This is a genomic window from Polaribacter aquimarinus (assembly GCF_003129485.1).
GTDB classification, from domain to species: domain Bacteria; phylum Bacteroidota; class Bacteroidia; order Flavobacteriales; family Flavobacteriaceae; genus Polaribacter; species Polaribacter aquimarinus.
In genome coordinates this window covers 527,953-546,306 of the sequence record NZ_QFFG01000001.1, presented here as the reverse complement: position 1 = coordinate 546,306, position 18,354 = coordinate 527,953, and the positions used below count along the sequence as shown (strand labels likewise).

Below are 18,354 nucleotides of genomic sequence, written 5' to 3'. Positions count from 1 at the left end.
CCACAGGACACTTTAAACACTTTTGTGAATTAATTTTGAACAAATCATTTTAAAAATCTTTTTATGAAAAATAACATTCTACTTTTTATATTTTCAATTGTGACAATACAATTGTATGCTCAAACAGCTACTTGTAATGGGGTATTACCTTTTGAGGAAAAAAATGGAATTATAACCATTGAAATGGAGTCTGGAATTATTAACGATAGCAGATGGAAAATTGCTTCAGAAACAGTAAGTGGAGAAGAGATAACATATTTACATTGGACAGGAGCAGAATCTTTTAATGCACTTTCTGGAGCACCTATTGTCTATAAAATAAAAATAAACAATCCAGGAACATATCGATTTGCATGGAGGATGAGAGTAGGAAAAGGTACTAGTAAAGGAGAGCATAATGATGCTTGGTTAAAGGTTGATGGTGAAGATTTTTATGGTATAAAAGACGGCGCAAAAGTATACCCGAAACCATTTTGTAACTCAAGTGAAAATTTAACTTGTGCAGCAGGTAGCTCTACTCAAAACTTTATCAAAGCATTTGGTAATCGATTAGATTGGGGGTTTGTAACCAATACAAATGACCATGTTGCCCATAGAGTTTTTGTTACTTTTAATGAAGCAAAAGAATATACGATTACAGTAGACGCAAGATCATCGTATTTGTTTATAGATAAAATGGTGCTTAGAAAAAACGGTATTTCAGACAGTACTGCTTTTAATTTAAATAATCCTGAATCTACTTGTTATGATGCTTCATTATCAACAAATGATTTAAATAAAAATGAATTAAAAATTTACCCAAATCCAACAAAAGGTAAAATTCAAATAAAAAATCTTCCTTTAAATTCTAACTTAACAATCTCTAATATATATGGAGCTGTTGTTAGAAAATTTAAAAGTGAAAAATCTATTGAAACAATAGATATTAGCGACTTAAAAAATGGTGTTTACTTTATTTCTAATGATGACAAAAACAATCATTTTATCAAGAAAGTTGTTAAATTATAATGTATTAAAAGTTAAGTTGTCTAGAGTTTATAAATGCTTTTTATTAATATCAATTACTATTCTTTTTAATTGCAAAAAGGAAGAAATAAAGAAGCATAAAACACCAAATATCCTTTTTGTACTTGTAGATGATTTAGGTTATCATGATTTAGGATTTACAGGAAGTAAGTTTTATGAAACCCCAAATATAGATAAACTTGTAAAGCGTTCAGTTTGGTTTAAAAACGGTTATGCTGCAAGTAGGGTTTGTAGTCCTTCTAGAGCAAGTATTTTAACAGGTAAATTTACTGCTCGTCATGGAATTACAGATTGGATAGGTGCAAAAGTTGATGAAGATTGGAGAGCAAGAAATAGATATGATAAACTATTGCCTGCAGATTATGTTCGTTCTCTGCCTAAACAAGATATAACTATTGCTGAGGCTTTTCAAGATAAAGGATACGCTACTTTTTTTGCAGGAAAATGGCATTTGGGAGATAAAGGTTCTTATCCCGAAGACCATGGCTTTGAAATAAACAAAGGAGGTTTTCATAGAGGGGGGCCAGCAGGAGGTTTTTTTAGCCCTTGGAATAATCCGAAACTGAAAAACAAGAAAAGAGGAGAAAATTTAACAATTCGATTAGCAGAAGAAACTACAAACTTTATCACAAAGAATAAAAAGAAACCTTTTTTTGCTTTCCTATCATTTTATGCGGTACATGCTCCTATTCAAACTACAGAAATAAAATGGAGAAAATATAGAGAAAAAGCAGAACATATGGGAGTCGCTGATTCGGGTTACATTATGGAGCGTATCTTACCTATTCGTCAAGTTCAAGATAATCCAATTTATGGAGGATTAGTTGAAACTATGGATACTGCTGTTGGAATTGTAATGAAAGCGTTAAAAGATAGTGGGTTAGATAAAAATACGATTGTTGTTTTTACTTCAGATAACGGTGGTGTAGCTTCTGGAGATAATTACGCTACCAGTAATTTACCATTACGGGGAGGAAAAGGTTATCAGTGGGAAGGTGGAATTAAAGAGCCTTACTTTATTAAAGTGCCTTGGTTAAAAACAAATGGTAAAACTTCTAATTTTCCTGTTACTCACGCAGATTTTTATCCAACTTTATTAGATTTAGCTAATATACCTTTTTTAGAAAACCAACATAAAGATGGTATTAGTTTAAAACCTATTTTAGAAGGAAGAGAAATAAATATTGATAGGCCATTGTATTGGCATTATCCACATTATGGTAATCAAGGTGGTGAGCCATCTTCAATTATTCAACAAAATGGTTGGAAATTAATTCATTATTGGGAAGATGATCGAGAAGAATTATTTAAGTTGCCATCAACAGAAAAAGATGAATTAAATGTAGTTGATGAATACCCTGAAATTGTGAAAGAAATGAGTAATCAATTAATGATATGGTTAGAAAGTGTTCATGCTAAATATCCAAAGAAAGATTTGTTATATGATGCGAATAAGCAAAAATTACGACTGAATAGTATTAAAACTAAAAAGCTGCAATCTCTCGAAAAAAATAGATTAAATGTTCTTTCTAAAGATTTTAAACCCAATGAAAATTGGTGGAAAAGTAAAGTTATAAAAGATTAATTAGTTTTCAATAGATCCAATTTTTTGATTCTAAAAGTATTGTATATTATTCACCTTTATTCATCCAAAGTGTAATACGTTCTAATTTATCAAAAGGAGGGTAAACATATATACCGCCAGTAACTATATCCATAAATCCATCATTATTAAAATCACCCAATTCTAGAGTAATTAAATGTGTTGGAGCTTTTGCAATGGTATGTTTTTTAAAAGTATTATTACCATCGTTTTCTAACAATACTAAGCTTTCTGCGGTTGGTTTGTCCCAATAATTAAATCCACTTACAACAAAAATATCTTGGTCATCGTCTTTGTCAATATCAGATGTTCTTGCACTAAAAGCACCTGGAAAATTGGTAATATGATGGTATTTAAATTTTAAGTTACCTAAGTTTTCAAGCCACTGCACACCATGCCAAGGTCTTGGTAATGGAGGTAAATAATCGAAAGCGTCTCCGTTTGTGTATAATATATCTGGTTTGCCATCTTTGTTTATATCGGAGATTGAAATACCACTAGACCCAAAATCTTCATTACTAGAACCCCATAATTGTTTGGATTCAAAGTTGCCTTTACCGTCATTTTCAAAACAATAAATTTTTTCCCATTCTTGCGTAACCAAAGAAATAATATCCAAATCATTATCAAAATCAATATCAATTAATTCTACATTTATAGGACCAGAAAGATTTTGTAAGCTATGATTTTTAAATGTCCAATTACCTAAATTTTCTATCCATGAAGTTTCTCCATCGTCATAACCAAACTGAGCAGTAACTAAATCAATATCTCCATCACCATCGATGTCTCCAGCTCTTACATCAGCAGCGCGAGCAATGTTTTCAATAACTATTCGTTTGGTAAAATTATTTTCCCCATCATTTTCAAGAACAATAATAGAGCCGATTCTGTCATTATTTGGAAATAACATACCCAGTAGCGCTACAATTAAATCTTTGTCTCCATCATTGTCAAAATCAAAAACCTGAACATGAGAAGGTGCTTTTATATTGTCTGCAACTATTTTTTCTTTGAATATGTTTTTTGGATCTTGACTAATTACTGAAATTGTATTGTTTTTAATATCGCATACTACAACATCTAGTAAACCGTCTTGGTTAACATCATCAACTGCAAGGTTTGATATTTGAGGAGGTTCTTGGAAAGAGTTACCAATGGCTATTGGGGTAAATTTTTTTGAAATATCTGCAGCTAATTTATTTTTAGTTTCAACTAAGTTGTTGGGTTGTTTAATGGTATTTGATTCTTTGTTTTTACAATTAACAAGTAAAACTGAAAAGGAAAATAGAAAAAGGAGAGTGATTTGAATATTTAGAAATAACCACTTTTTTAATTGCATATAACTTAGTAGAAAGGTGAACTTATTTTTTAGCATAGTTATTCTATTGATTTATTATTAATACTTATCAAATAGTCAGTAATACACTCTACTTCAAAATTTGTAAGACTAGGTTTTGGCATTTTGTTACTCTTAAATAAAAGAGGTTTTTCGTAATCAGGATCTATGATGGACTTTTTTATGTAGTTTCTATCAATAAAAAAAGAGTACTCTTTATTATTTCGAATAACTTTAGTTTTAGTACCTAAAATTGCGTTTAAAGAAGGTCCGTAAAGTTTATCTTTATCTCCAGATAATGAATGGCAAGTTGCACAGCCAACCGAAGTAAATAATTCTTGCCCTTTTTTTAGATTAATTTTTTCTTTAGAATCTTTGCAACTAAAAACAAAAGCTGTAACGGATATAAGTAAAAAATAAGTAGCTTTTTTTAAATGAATTTTCTTAGAATACAACACAGAATTTTATTTTCATAAACACGGATATAAAAGTAAGTAAATTTAAAAATTAAAGCGTGTTAATTCTCTATTTTTATTGATGCTAACCTATGTTTTTGCTACTTTAGCAAATTAATTGATTCGTAATGAACAGAAAAAATAAATTTTTTAATATCTCCTTTATCGTTGTTGTAGTATTGGCTTTATTATATTTTTTAATCAACAATTATATTGATAGTCAATACGCTAAACAACTCCCTGAAATTTCAGGTTTAAACGAAACATCAATATCATTTCAAAAATATATTACAAAAACTAATGATAAAACTTTAAGTAAACCATCTGTTAATAATCTTGGAAAGTTGGGAATGGTTTATCATGCCAATAATTATTTTAAAGAAGCAGAAGTATGCTACCAACTAGCTATTGAACGTGACCCCAAAGAATGGAAATGGAGTTATTACTTAGGATGTTTAAAAAGAGAACTTGGTGATTCGGAAAACGCGATTAAGAATTTTGATAACGTTTTGGCTATTCAGCCCAATTTATACATGGCTTTATATTACAAAGCTGATGCTTATAGTCAAATTGGAAAGTCAGATAAGTTTTTGCAAATACTTAAAAAATTGTCTGGAATGAATAAGAAGTATTTTGTGTTAAATGACACAAAAAGAAGGTCTTATTTTCCGTTACCAGTTTATGCTAGTTTGGAGTTGGCAAAGTTTTATGTTAGTGTAGGTAAAATTAATTTGGCTGAAAAGCAGCTAAAAATCTTGATTTCTAGTAATATTTCATTTGGTCCCGCCTATAAACAACTAAGTGTTTTACACGCTGAAAAAGGAGATAAGAAGTTGAGCAAATATTATTCAGACCGATCTAAAGACTTAGAAGATTATGTTCCACCAGCAGATCCTTTATTAGACAAGTTATGTTTTTATTCTAGATCTGAAACGTATTTGCTAAAACAAATTGAAGACGCAATTAGAAGTAGCAATTTACTTTGGGCTTTAGATTTGGTAAACTTTGGTTTAAAAAATGTTCCGGAGAGTAAATATATTGTTTCTAAAGCTATTAGGCTTTATATATCTATGAATATGGCACGAAGAACTTTGCCCTATATAGAGAATCACATAGAAGCGTTTCAAGATGATTATAAAGAGTTAATTGACGTTGGTAAAGGTTTATCTAATTCAGGTTTAAAAAGTTCAGCAAAAAAATACTTCTTAACCGCTGAAAAGAGTAAAAGTGAAAAGCCAGAAACAAAATCTAGATTAGCAGGAATATTTTTTGAAAGGCTTGGTATGAAAGAAAAGGGACTAAGCTTAATGAATGAATTTTTGGAACAGTACCCTAATAACCCTGCGGTATTAGGTGGAGCAACATTTTTATCTATTCAGTCTGGTGATATGGTTAAAGCAAATAAATATTTATCCAAATTAAAAAGAGTTGATTCTAACAACCCTCGAATAAATCTTTTTAATGGTATTCTTGCTAAGAATGCTGGTAATGAAAAAGAAGCTATAGTGTATTATGAAAAAGCATTTAATGATGTTCCGGATCAGGTATTTATAATTAATTATCTTTCAGATTATTATAAAAATAATAAAATGTGGAAAAAATTAGCTGATTTATATGAAGCCGCTCTAGAGTTTTCACCTAATAACCCAATTCTTCAAGAAGGGTATGGTTCTTTTTTAATTAATTGTCCAGATAAAAGCATGCGAAATTCCAAGCAAGCCAGAGAATTTAGCGAGAGAGCATTAATAAATTTTAGATCCGATATCCAAACACAAGTTGCAGCCGGTAAGTCTTTAGCGATGTCTTATTTTCAATTAAATGAAAAAGGTAAAGCACTTTATTATATACATAAAACCATAGGGGTGGCTAAAAGCGCTCGATTTCCTAAAGAATACATTTCAAACCTAGAAGCTATGTTAAGTAAGTTTCAAAGGATTGTTAATTCTAATTAACGATTAAATTTTAAAAGACTATAAAGATGATGAGAATTTTACCTTTAACAAGTTATACTTTATTTTTTTGTTTTTTATTATGTTTTCTATCCTGTAAACATAAAAGCGATAATAACTTCAAATCCATTTTTAATGGTAAAAATTTAGAAGGATGGAACGGTGATAAAACTTATTGGTCTGTAAAAGAAGGTGTCTTAGTTGGAAAGGTCACATCAGAAACTATTTTAAATAGAAACTCTTTTATTATTTACAATAAAGAACAACCTACTAATTTTGAGTTAAAATTAGAATATAGAATTTCAAAATCTGGAAATAGTGGGGTGAATTACAGGAGCGAAAAAATTGATAACCTTCCTTTTGCATTAAGAGGATATCAATCTGATATTGATGGTAAAAACAAATATACAGGACAAAATTACGAAGAGAAAAAGCGAACTACTTTGGCCTACATTGGTGAGAAGGTAATTATTGAATCTATGCCAGATAGTATTCCTTTAACTAACCTTAGAAAAAATGTAAAAAGGAATTGCTGGCAAACAAGAAATGTAGTTGGTTCTTTAGGAGACGCAAAAGAGTTAAAATCTTCCATTAAAGATAGCGATTGGAATACCATGCATTTAGTTGTAAAAGACAATCGTATGCAACACTTTGTAAATGGTGTTCTAATGAGTGATGTTACCGATTTGGACACTAAAAACATGAGTAACAAAGGTTTTATTGGTGTTCAAGTACATGTAGGTCCTCCAATGAAGGTTGAGTATAAGAATATCTTATTAAAAAAACTATAAACAGTATTATTTAGCTGTTGTTTTCTCTCAAGTAGATTCAGTTTTTTCAGAAAGTCACTATAATTAAAAAGAATTAATATTAGTATCAGTAGACTACAGGATTACAATCAATATTTTATGGTGTATTTTTGATTTCTATATATTAATTCTATGTTTATGAAAATAGCTGATAAGTTAAAAGTTCTAATTTTTGTACTTTCTATAACATTCGTGACAATAGTTTCCTGTTCTAAAGATGATCCTTTTTTAGAAGATGAGGTATTGGTAGATGATACTGATGACGATAATAATGTGGATTTGGGGGTGAGTATTGATTTTTCGAAAGTAGATCCAGACAAAATAGTAACAATAAATACAGGTTCAACTGAAGGGCTTTTTTATAATTTTTGGTCTACAAGGCCAATGATTAATCAATCTAGATTTAATGGAGCTAGTTTTAGAAATTCTTTAATTAGTATAAAACAGTATGTAAAAAGTTATAATTTGGTTAGAATGATGGGAGGTAGAACAGATGGTAAAAATGCTTTTTATAAAGGTGTAGATGGGTCAGGTAAAATTATCACAGATTTTAGCGAATTACTAAGTAGCTTACGAAACTTTAGACTCACTGGTTTTAAACCAAGAATTGTTTTAGATAATGTTCCTTGGGAGATGAGTTTACCAAGAGTAGATGATACTTATGGAAACTCTAAACCTCCAAATGATTATGATATTTGGAGGCAGTATGTAAATGCGTACATGCAAGCTTTGGTGGATGAGTTTGGTGTTTTTGAAGTAAAATCTTGGCGTTTTAGAATAGCTACTGAACCTAATTATACCCCTCATCATTGGCGAGGAACTAAAGAAGAGTATTTTAAACATTATGATATTACAGTAGATGAAATATTAAAAGTTATACCAGATGCCATTGTTGGTCCTGGAAATTTATTAACAGAAGGAGCAGTAGGTAAGTTTAGTACTGAAATTATAGATCACTGTGCGCAAGGAACAAATTATGCAACAGGACAAACAGGAACAAAAATGGATTTTTTTGCACTTTCTTATTACGAAAAGTTAGATAAAAAAGAAGTACGTTTTGAAAATGTAGTAAAACCTTATAGAGATAAATTAAATAGTTATCCTCAATTTGCAAATATTCCTTTTGATATTCAAGAATTCGGAATTTTAAGAGGAGATAATGGCAAAAGGGGTTTAAGCTTAAGTGATGGTACAGAATTAGGAGCTAGTTGGTATGCAACAATAGCTGATTTAGCCTATCAATATAATGTTACTGAAATTTACGATTGGGGGCAAGAATTAGAATCAAGTGATTTACCTACAGGAAGAAGAAGTGTTACAGAAATGTTTTTAAAATTAGAAGGAGGCACTAGAATGTCTACTTCAGGCAAGTTTTTAGGTTTTTCAGGTGCTATTCCTGTTTCTAATAACGGTAAAATATATGTATTGCTATATAATCATAACACCACTAGAAATAGTTCAAATTCAAAAACTTATTATCCCAAATTAGAAGGTAGTCAAATTTCTAATGTAACAAAATGGAAGATGAACGAGTGGACTATTGACAAAAATAATAGTGTTTTAATGCATCAACTTTATAGTGATGTCAGAAGCGCTGGTGTTGGAGAAAAAACAGACGGACGTATTTATGGTAACAGACCTTCTGATCGTTTTGAAGATGGATGGAAAAATGTTTTAGATAATAATTTATCTAAGTATGAACAATTATCTAGATTATCATTAACAGTTAAAGATTCTATTATAGGAAAGTATGAAGGTGCTTTAATGTTTAAAGTAGATTTAGCACCTCATTCGGTAAAGTTAATAGAATTAATACCAGAATAGAGTTGTATAAACTATAAAATTAAAAAGCTGATTTTTATGCTAAATCGGCTTTTTATTTTGGTTTTATTTTTTCTTTTTTGGACCTCTTTTCTTTTCTGGGTTTTTAGAAATATAATCTAATAGTATTTTTTTAACATCATCAACAGTTCCTTGTTTTAAACCATTATTTACATTAGCACCAGTAATCCAATATAAAATCATTCCTGCATCAGAGCAATCCCATTTTCCTTTTTGAAATTTTACAACATCATCAACTTCGGCTAATTTACCTATTGTCCACAATAGTTGAATACGGGAGTCTGAATGATTTTTAGCCCAATCCCATTTTTCTAAAGATACTTTTAGTTTGATATTTTGGTCTGGAATTCTTACTTCTTCTATACCAAAATCTAAAATTTGTTGCCAACTAAAAAAATCTCCTGCATTGTCATTCGCTGGATGATGAGTAATAATCTTTACAAATTTGTGTTTTTCTTTAGGTGTTTTTTTTAAAGCCATTCCTATAATATCTGGTTCTCCTGCTTCAATAATCCATAAAGGATTGTCTTTTGTAGAAGCATTTATTGCCCAACATAAATCGTTAATAGTTTCTTCTTTTTGCCATATAGCATCGAAAAATGTTAAGTGATTAAAACCTTCCCAACGTCTTGCTGTCATATCACATGCTACTTGCATTAAATGATGGCGCTCTTTTTCAGCTTTTTCCGATATCCTATCATCTCTTACCAAATCGCAACTATGAGAATAATGTACTAACCTATCTTCTAAACCAGCGGCTTTTATTAAAGAAATACTAATAGCTGTACCTCCTAAGTCATCTGGGTCAGGAGAATTACCGTCAGCAACAATCGCAATTCTTCCTTTTGGAGGGTTAATCGTCTGAGCTGTAAAATTATCAGTATAAAAAAGTGTTATAAGTACAATTAATAATAGTTTTTTCATTTTATTTTAAGTTTTAGATAAAATTATAGACATTAAATAGTTTAAGTGCCCTGTGGTATCCTGTCAAATAAATAGTAGTTAAAATTATTATGATAAAGAATCATAACAGTAAAGGACGCTTAAGTTCTTATTAAAGTTTACATTGCATTAATTTTTATTAAAGTACCAAAAAATGAAAACCAAGCAACATTTTCTTTATGTATTCATATCTTTTTTACTTCTTTTTAGTTGTAAAAAAGAAGATAAAATAGTTAAAACTTTTAAACAGCCTAATATTCTTTGGTTAGTAACTGAAGATATGGGGCATTACATTCCTTCTTTTGGAGATTCAACCATTGTTACTCCACATTTAAGTAAATTAGCTAGTGAAGGGGTGGTTTATCCAAATTTATATTCTACTTCTGGAGTATGTGCTCCAAGTAGAGCCGCTATTGCTACTGGTATGTATCCTTCTAGTATTGGTGCTAATCATATGCGTACTACTTCTTACAGTGAGGTTACTGGAGTACCAAAATATGGAGCTGTACCCCCGGCAGAAGTAAAAATGATAAGCGAGTTACTTCGTAAACAAGGTTATTATTGTAGTAATAATTATAAAACAGATTATCAATTTGTACCTCCAGTTACAGCTTGGGATGAAAGTAGTCCTTATGCTCACTGGAGAAACAGAAAAAAAGATCAACCTTTTTTTGCTGTATTTAATTTTACAGAAACACATGAATCTGGTTTATTCGAACCATATGGATTTAGAGAAATAGAAACAAGACATTATCAATCTGGTGATAGAACATACAATTGGAAAAATAAAGGAAAATCTCATGCTAAAAATAGGATGAGTGAAACAGAAACTCCTATTCATATTCCTAAGCATACTAAATTTAAGGTACCACCTTATTTACCAGATAATGCTGTTGTTCAAAGAGATATGTGGAAATTGTATAATAATATCGCAGAAATGGATAAACAGGTTGGTGCGGTATTAAAGCAATTAAAAGAAGATGGATTGTTAGATAATACTATTATTTTCTTTTATGGAGATCATGGAGGTCCTTTACCAAGAGAAAAAAGATTGATTTATGATTCTGGTTTAAAAACTCCCATGATTATTCGTTTTCCTGATAAAAAGAGTGCCGGTACTAAAGATAGTCAGTTATTAAGTTTTATTGATTTTGCACCAACTTTACTTTCTCTAAGTAACCAGAAACCTGAAGAACATCTTCAAGGTCAAGCTTTTTTAGGAAAATATAAAAAGAATAAACGCAAATACATTCATGCAGCTGCCGATCGATTTGATGGATTCACAGATGCAATTAGAGCTGTTAAAGACAAACAATTTAAATATATCAGAAATTACAGACCACATCAAGGATACTACCTTCCTGTTGCTTATAGAGAGCGTATACCATCAATGCAAGAATTGTTAAAGTTAAAAAAAGAAGGGAAGTTAAATGATATACAAAAGCAGTGGTTTAGAAAGCAAAAACCAAAAGAAGAATTATTCGATTGTATTAATGATCCTTTTGAGTTAAATAATTTAGCCGAAAACCCTAAATATAATGAAAAGCTAACTGAATTAAGTAACGAAATGGATAGATGGTTAGCAGATATTGGAGATAATCCTAATTTACCAGAAACAGAGCTCGTAAAAAGGTTATGGAAAGGTGAAAATTCAAAGCCAAAAACAGCTAAGCCTGTAGTAACTTTAAAAAACGGTAAAATTGCAATTAGTTGTGATACAAAAGGGGCTTCTATTGGTTATAAAATAGACCAGAATTCTAATAGTTGGAAAGTTTATTCAGAGCCTTTTGATGTGAAATCTAATAAGGTTTTATTGGTGAAAGCACATAGAATAGGGTTTTTACCATCTAAAGATTTAAAGTTTGAGATTGCTATGTTGAAGTAAAGTTATTTCAATTATTATTAATATGTAAATTTTTTTCTTTTTTATTTTCTGTTTTCATAAATTATTAACTCCTTTTTTAAAAAATAAATAATTTTATTTAAGTGACTAATGACCTAGGTGTTGTTCGTATTATTTAAAAAATATAAATACTTAATTATCAATCATTTATATTATTATTTGTTTTTGGATTTTAGCATAAATTATTTGTTTTTTTTCTTTTGTTAGATACTTACTTTTTAGAAGAAACATAATTGTACAGGACAGTATGTATTTTTTTAATAAATATTTTGCGTAATAATTAACAAATCACACTATAATTTATGAATTCAAAAATTACATTTAAGATTCCCCCTAACTTAAAGGGTTTCTTTTTTATCGCTATTGTAAGTTTCTTTTCAATAGCTATGGCAAATGCACAGACTGTTACAGGAACTGTTTCAGCAGAAGGTGAACCTCTACCAGGAGCTTCAGTTTCGGTTAAAGGATCCACAAAAGGAACAAGTACAGATTTCGACGGGAAGTATACAATTAATGTTAATTCCGGCGCAACTTTAGTTTTTTCTTATGTAGGTTACTCTACTAAAGAAGTAGTTGTTGGAAATCAAAAAGTAATTAATGTTACTTTAGACGCAGATAACCAACTAGACGAAATTGTTGTTATTGGTTACGGTACTCAACGAAAATCAGATTTAACAGGTTCAGTTTCTACCATAAAAGCTGAAAGTATAACTCAAACGCCTGTTGCGCGTGTTGATCAGGCGCTTCAAGGTAGAGCTTCTGGAGTACAAGTAACACAAGTTAGTGGTGCTCCTGGTGCTGGTACTGTTATCAGAATTCGTGGAGGTAATTCTATTACAGGTAGTAATGAACCTCTTTGGGTTATTGACGGTATTGTAGTTGGGACTAACTTTAACTTGAACAATATTAACAGTAATGACATTAAATCTATTGAGATTTTAAAGGATGCTTCTTCTATCGCTATTTATGGTTCTAGAGGGGCAAATGGTGTTGTGTTAGTAACTACTAAAAGTGGTAAAAGTACAGGTTCTGGAAAACCTCAAATTAGTTTAAACTTATTTAACAGTATACAATTTTTACCTGAGTTACCAGACAGATTATCTCAAGCAGAACAAATAGCATTTACAAATGAAAGTGCTGCGTTCAGATCTGCTGCAATTCCATTTCCTAATGATCCATCTACTTATCCAGATAACGATTGGGTAGATTTGGTATTAGGACCAGCATTAATTTATAATGCAGATATTTCTGTCTCTGGAGCTTCAGATAATGTTAACTACTATACTTCTTTTAATTACTTCAACCAAGAAGGTATTGTAAAAAGTTCTGGTTTAGAAAAATATATTTTTAGATCAAATTTAGATATTAAGATAAGTGATAAAGTAAAAGCTGGATTTAGAATAAACTATTCTAGATTAGAACAAGATAATGCTTTGGCTAGCTATAGTCAAGCTGCTTTTGGTATTTTACGTACACAACCTGTTTATAATCCTGATGGTTCTTACAATGGTTTTAATGATGTTGTAGGGTCTCCATTTTCAAATCCAATTGCTAATAGAGAATTGAATACAAACGAAACGTTTACAAATAATTTACTAGCCACTGCTTTCTTAGAATATAAACCAGCAGAAAATTGGATAATTCGTTCTACATTTAGTCCAGAATTTAATAATACAAAACGAAACATTTTTAGATCTAGTCAAGCACCAGATTTACTTTCAGTAGGAGATACTGGACAAGGAAGTGCTAGTGTGCGTACTGTAGCTAGTACTGGATGGAATAACGAAAATACAATTCAATATAGTACGGAAATTGATGAAGATCACAGTATTACAGCACTTGCAGGAGCTTCTTTTCAAAAAGCTTCTACTGAAATTACGGAAGCAGAAGCTTTTGGAATTACTAGTGATGCTACAGGATTTAATAGTTTAGGGAATTCAGATCCAACGAGATCTGTGGTAAGTAGTTCATTCTCAGGTTTTCAAATTGCATCGTTTTTTGGAAGAATAAACTATACATATAAAGATAAATATTTATTAACATTAGTAGGAAGAACTGATGGTAGTTCTCGTTTTGCAAAAGGTAACAAATATGAGTTTTACCCTTCTGTAGCAGCTGCTTGGAAAATTTCAGAAGAAGAATTTTTGCAAGACCAAGATGTTGTTAAAGATTTAAAATTAAGAGCAAGTTGGGGTAGATCAGGGAATCAAGCTATTGGTCCTTACAGAACATTTGGTATTTTAACAGGAGCAAACACTACTCTTAATGGAACAGAAGTTCCTGGTTTAACATTGGGTAGACCTTCAAACCCTAATTTAAAGTGGGAAACTACCAATTCCTTTGATGTTGCAGTAGAGGCATCATTTTTAGGTGGTAAAATTTTTACTGAATTCAATTATTACTACAAGAAAACAGATGATTTATTATTAGATGTTACCATACCTAGACAAACTGGATTTACTAGTCAATTACAAAACGTAGGATCTTTACAAAATCAAGGATGGGAACTTTTAGTAAATACTAAGAATGTTAGAACTGATGATTTTAGTTGGAATTCTACTGTAACATTATCATCTAATAAGAATGAAATTTTAGACCTTGGAGGTGTTGATTTTATTGATGTGGTTGTTGATCCAATTATAGGATCTGGTAATACACGTTTAATTGTAGGAGAATCAGTTCCGGTATATACAGGAGTTAACTATTTAGGAACATGGAAAAGTCAAGCTGAAATTGATGCATCTGGTTTAACAGCTCAAGTAGTTGGTGGATCAAGATTTGAGGATCGTAACGGAGATAAAATTATTTCAACTGAAGATAATGTAGTATTAGGTAGTCCTTTTCCAGATTTAATCTTTGGATTTGAAAATTCATTTTCTTACAAAAATTGGGATTTCTCATTTTACTTTCAAGGAACTTTAGGGAATGAAGTGTTTAACTTAAATATGCGTAATAATTATTTTAATCGTGGAGAGACTGTAAAATTTGGAGATTTGCGTGATCGTTGGACAGTAAACAATCCAACATCTGATATTCCAAGAGCAGGTGCAGATTCTGTAACAAATACTCCGCCAAACTCAGAATATGTTGAAGATGGATCACATTTACGTCTAAAAACAGTTAGATTAGCGTATAATTTCCCTGTTGATGAAATAGGATTTTTAAAGGGTGTTAAGAATGCAACTTTTTACATGTCTGGATCTAATTTGTTTTTATTATCTAAAACAAGATTAATAGACCCAGAGGCAAGTAATTTTGGTAGAACTGGATTAGGTAATATAGCTCAAGGTTATTTAAGTGCTCAATATCCTAACCCAAGAGTTGTAACATTTGGTTTAAACGTAACTTTTTAATAACAAACAGACATGAAAACAAATAAAATATTTATATACATCTTCATAATTTTCACAAGTATTAGTTGTGAAAGCTTTTTGGAAGAGGACCCAAAGTCGTTAATATCTCCCGATACCTTTTTTGCTTCAGAAAATGACGCAAGACAAGCTGTTCAAGGTATGTACGCTATTTTAAAAAATAATTCCATATATGGACAGGTAGGGTTAGATCATTTTTATGATAATGGAGCTGATATTATAGAACCTAACCGTGCTGCTAATTTTGTGCAGCCAATTGGAAATTACACATTAAACGAAGCTTTGGCAGATGTTTCTGTTCAAAAGATGAGTGTTTCTGATACTTGGAAAGATTTGTATAGAATTATATTAAACGCAAATCTAATTATAGATAGAGTTACAGGTAATGAAGCTGTAGGAACTCAGGCTGTTAGAACAGATATTATTGCAGATGCAAGGTTTATTAGAGGTTTATGTTATTGGCATATCACTAACCTTTGGGGGGCAGCACCTTATTACACTGAAGTACTTACACTTGAGGAAATTAGTAAATTAGGTAGAACTGATGAAGCTACTATTCTTACTGGAACTTTGGAAGATTTACAATTTGCACAAGATAATTTACAAGATTCATATACAGGAGATCAAAGTGGTAGAGCTTCGAAATGGGCTGCGGCAATAGTGATGGCAAAAATTTATATGAAGCAGAAGCAATGGCAATTAGGTTTGGCTAAATCTGAAGAAATTATTAATCAGTCACCTCATGCTCTGTTACCTACTTATAATGAAGTGTTCGATCAGTTTAATGAATATAATGCTGAAATTATTTGGTCTTTAGATTTTGCCAGAGATATTAATAGTCAATTTGACCCAGCATTCCCAGGTAGATCATTTGCAGGTAATAATAACTGGAGACCAAGTATGTTTAATCCTCGTTTAAGAGATGAGCCTCTTAATACTAGTGAGAGAGGTGCTTTAGGTGCAGCTCTTAAAGCTAGAGGAGAAGCTTTTAATGGAACAGGTTTACAGGTTGCATCTAAAGATTTTGCAGCAAAGTTTCCATTAAACGATAAAAGAAGAGAATTAAATATTGTCGATAATTATTTAGGTTTTGATTTAGTATTTCCATACATGGCTAAATTTTGGAACTTAGAGTTAGATAGATCACCTCGTTTTAATCACTCAGATAATAGAATGGTTTTTCGTTTAGGAGATGTTTACTTAATGGCAGCTGAATGTGAAAACGAATTAAACGGTCCAACAGCAAAAGCATTAAATTATATGCATGCTATTAGAAAGAGAGCTTATGATAATCAAGCTGATTGGGATATTACCGGTGTAAGTCAAACTGGTTTTAGAGAAGCTATGTATGATGAGCGTAAATGGGAATTGGCAGCTGAATGTCATAGAAGATATGATCTAATTAGATGGGGTATTTTGTTAGATGTTGTTCAGAATTTGCAATACCGTTTCTGGCAACCAAATGTTAACATTAAACCTTATCATGTTAAATTGCCTATACCTTTACAAGAATTAGAATTAAATCCAAAATTATTAGAGTCAGATCCAACAAACAATGGATATAGATAGAATTTAGTTTGAATTGATTTATTTGAATTGAAAGCCGAAAGAAATTTTTCTTTCGGCTTTCTTTTTTTAATCTAATATTCAGTACTGTGCAGGATAGGAGAGGATTTTTAAAAGCGTAATTTTATTAAAAGTTTTCTCATGAATAAAATTCTTTTAAATAGCTTAGTTATATTATTACTTTTTGTTACTGTAAAATCATTTTCTCAAATAAAACACGGTTTAAGAGATGAGCAAGGTAGACACATAATTCCTAGAGGCTTTGTAATAAATACCAATGATCACAAAGGAGAAGTCTTTTTTAATAGCGATGATTATGCAAGACAGGTGAGAATGGGTGCCAACCATCAAGTTGTGCGTTTGGAACTGGGTAAAGTAAGCGAATTTCCAGGAGGTAAGGTAGAACCCAATTATTTGTTGAAGTTAGACTCTTTAGTTGCATTAGGTAAAAAACAGGATATAAAAACAGTTTTTAAAATGACAGTTTATGGGGTTGATAAGTTTGTTTGGGAAGAGTTTTGGGAGAATAAAGACGACTATCAATACAGAACTTATATTAATGCTTGGAAAGTAATTTGGGAAAGATTTAAAGATGAACCTTATGTTTTAGGTTACGATATCGTGAATGAGCCCAGAAAATTAAAAATGAAGATTTCATATAAAGTTTTAACAGACAAATATCTCATTCCTTTATACCAAAGAATCATTGATGAAAGCCACAAGATAAACCCAAATAAAAAGATTCTGTTTCAGTCTGTTTTTATGAATAAAGGTGAGAAAATAGACAACAATCAATATGCAGAAATATCATCCCCAATCAATAGGAAAAACATCATTTTTGCACCTCATATTTACCAAAGTAATGTAGATTTTATTAAAAAAAATATGGATCGTTTTGATAGAGAATCACAGATGTTAAAAGCGCCAATTTTAATTGGTGAATGGGGTTTTCCAACTTTTGCGGTTACAGATACCACTTTAGTTGGCAATTGGGGACAGTTAAAATATAGAGAAATGTATATTAGAACTGCAGAAGTTTTTGATAGAATGGGTGTAGGTTCTATAAAAGCTTGGTTTTTAGGTAATAGAACTATGCAAAATTTTCTAAAACCAGGGCCGTCAACTTGGTCTATTTTTAGCGATAAAACAGATGCAGGCACAGTAGAAAGAAAGTATATCACAGATGTTATTTCAAGACCTTTTCCACAAGCAATTGCTGGAGATATTCAATCCTTCTTCTTTAATTTTGCGAAAAGAGAATTAGATATCAATATCATTGCTGATAATAGTAAAGGAGTTTCAAAAATATTTATTGGAGCAAACAGGCATTACCCTGATGGATTTTCTATCATCATAAATAATGACTTTATTATGTATTATAATCCTCTAAAAAATGTTGGTTTAGAATTGCATAAAACAACCAAAAACTCTAATCCTTCAGATTTTATTTGGGATGAAAAAACTCAAAAATTAACTGTTTTTAAGTGGCCGGAGAATAATAAAAAGTACAACATAAAAATAGTACCGGGACTTCGAAATTTTTAGAATT

At 30.8% G+C, this 18,354-nt stretch carries 12 protein-coding genes; 9 read left to right on the top strand and 3 right to left on the bottom strand.

Annotated elements, in window-relative coordinates; translation table 11 throughout:
* Positions 1-63 precede the first annotated feature (63 nt).
* Both DIS07_RS02335 and DIS07_RS02330 read left to right on the top strand, forming a co-directional pair.
* Positions 64-1,008, top strand: a complete 945-nt coding sequence (locus DIS07_RS02335; protein WP_109403603.1) for a T9SS type A sorting domain-containing protein — start codon at positions 64-66, stop codon at positions 1,006-1,008.
* Complete coding sequence (locus DIS07_RS02330; RefSeq protein WP_235869076.1) at positions 962-2,611, top strand: sulfatase; 1,650 nt, start codon at positions 962-964, stop codon at positions 2,609-2,611. The genes DIS07_RS02335 and DIS07_RS02330 overlap by 47 nt, the downstream gene beginning before the upstream one ends.
* 46 nt (positions 2,612-2,657) lie before the next feature.
* On the opposite strand, the gene DIS07_RS02325 is transcribed toward DIS07_RS02330, so the two are convergent.
* Positions 2,658-3,971, bottom strand: a complete 1,314-nt coding sequence (locus tag DIS07_RS02325) for an FG-GAP repeat domain-containing protein (protein WP_109403849.1) — start codon at positions 3,969-3,971, stop codon at positions 2,658-2,660.
* Between the two features lie 38 nt (positions 3,972-4,009).
* Positions 4,010-4,423 (bottom strand): c-type cytochrome, encoded by a 414-nt coding sequence (locus DIS07_RS02320; protein WP_181374512.1) that lies wholly within the window; start codon positions 4,421-4,423, stop codon positions 4,010-4,012.
* A gap of 128 nt (positions 4,424-4,551) precedes the next feature.
* Here DIS07_RS02320 and DIS07_RS02315 point away from each other — a divergent pair, with 128 nt between their 5' ends.
* The 3 genes from DIS07_RS02315 (at position 4,552) to DIS07_RS02305 (ending at position 9,005) form a co-directional block, all read left to right on the top strand.
* Positions 4,552-6,375 (top strand): tetratricopeptide repeat protein, encoded by a 1,824-nt coding sequence (locus tag DIS07_RS02315; protein WP_109403600.1) that lies wholly within the window; start codon positions 4,552-4,554, stop codon positions 6,373-6,375.
* Positions 6,376-6,401: 26 nt separating this feature from the next.
* Positions 6,402-7,163: a 3-keto-disaccharide hydrolase gene (locus tag DIS07_RS02310; protein WP_235869075.1), complete on the top strand. Its 762-nt coding sequence runs from the start codon at positions 6,402-6,404 to the stop codon at positions 7,161-7,163.
* A 156-nt stretch (positions 7,164-7,319) separates the two neighbouring features.
* Complete coding sequence (locus tag DIS07_RS02305) at positions 7,320-9,005, top strand: GH39 family glycosyl hydrolase (protein WP_109403598.1); 1,686 nt, start codon at positions 7,320-7,322, stop codon at positions 9,003-9,005.
* A 63-nt stretch (positions 9,006-9,068) separates the two neighbouring features.
* On the opposite strand, the gene DIS07_RS02300 is transcribed toward DIS07_RS02305, so the two are convergent.
* A complete protein-coding gene (locus DIS07_RS02300) occupies positions 9,069-9,947 on the bottom strand; it encodes a hypothetical protein (protein WP_109403597.1) in 879 nt (292 codons plus the stop codon).
* 172 nt (positions 9,948-10,119) lie between these two features.
* On the opposite strand from DIS07_RS02300, the gene DIS07_RS02295 reads away from it, so the two are divergent.
* From DIS07_RS02295 to DIS07_RS02280, 4 genes are all read left to right on the top strand, one after another.
* Entirely contained in the window at positions 10,120-11,850 is a 1,731-nt protein-coding gene (locus DIS07_RS02295) for a sulfatase family protein (RefSeq protein ID WP_109403596.1), read from the top strand.
* Between the two features lie 320 nt (positions 11,851-12,170).
* The gene (locus DIS07_RS02290) at positions 12,171-15,221 is read left to right on the top strand and encodes a SusC/RagA family TonB-linked outer membrane protein (protein WP_109403595.1); all 3,051 of its coding nucleotides are present in this window, start codon (positions 12,171-12,173) and stop codon (positions 15,219-15,221) included.
* Between the two features lie 12 nt (positions 15,222-15,233).
* Entirely contained in the window at positions 15,234-16,808 is a 1,575-nt protein-coding gene (locus DIS07_RS02285; protein WP_109403594.1) for a RagB/SusD family nutrient uptake outer membrane protein, read from the top strand.
* A 138-nt stretch (positions 16,809-16,946) separates the two neighbouring features.
* The gene (locus DIS07_RS02280; RefSeq protein WP_235869074.1) at positions 16,947-18,350 is read left to right on the top strand and encodes a cellulase family glycosylhydrolase; all 1,404 of its coding nucleotides are present in this window, start codon (positions 16,947-16,949) and stop codon (positions 18,348-18,350) included.
* The last annotated feature ends 4 nt before the right edge of the window (positions 18,351-18,354 follow it).

Bases quoted from the DNA above. Each gene is read 5' to 3' on its own strand.
- DIS07_RS02335 (WP_109403603.1), top strand. From the start codon at position 64: ATGAAAAATAACATTCTACTTTTTATATTTTCAATTGTGACAATACAA.
- DIS07_RS02315 (WP_109403600.1), top strand. From the start codon at position 4,552: ATGAACAGAAAAAATAAATTTTTTAATATCTCCTTTATCGTTGTTGTA.
- DIS07_RS02325 (WP_109403849.1), bottom strand. From the start codon at position 3,971: ATGCAATTAAAAAAGTGGTTATTTCTAAATATTCAAATCACTCTCCTT.
- DIS07_RS02295 (WP_109403596.1), top strand. From the start codon at position 10,120: ATGAAAACCAAGCAACATTTTCTTTATGTATTCATATCTTTTTTACTT.
- DIS07_RS02280 (WP_235869074.1), top strand. From the start codon at position 16,947: ATGAATAAAATTCTTTTAAATAGCTTAGTTATATTATTACTTTTTGTT.
- DIS07_RS02300 (WP_109403597.1), bottom strand. From the start codon at position 9,947: ATGAAAAAACTATTATTAATTGTACTTATAACACTTTTTTATACTGAT.
- DIS07_RS02305 (WP_109403598.1), top strand. From the start codon at position 7,320: ATGAAAATAGCTGATAAGTTAAAAGTTCTAATTTTTGTACTTTCTATA.
- DIS07_RS02310 (WP_235869075.1), top strand. From the start codon at position 6,402: ATGATGAGAATTTTACCTTTAACAAGTTATACTTTATTTTTTTGTTTT.
- DIS07_RS02330 (WP_235869076.1), top strand. From the start codon at position 962: ATGATGACAAAAACAATCATTTTATCAAGAAAGTTGTTAAATTATAAT.
- DIS07_RS02285 (WP_109403594.1), top strand. From the start codon at position 15,234: ATGAAAACAAATAAAATATTTATATACATCTTCATAATTTTCACAAGT.
- DIS07_RS02290 (WP_109403595.1), top strand. From the start codon at position 12,171: ATGAATTCAAAAATTACATTTAAGATTCCCCCTAACTTAAAGGGTTTC.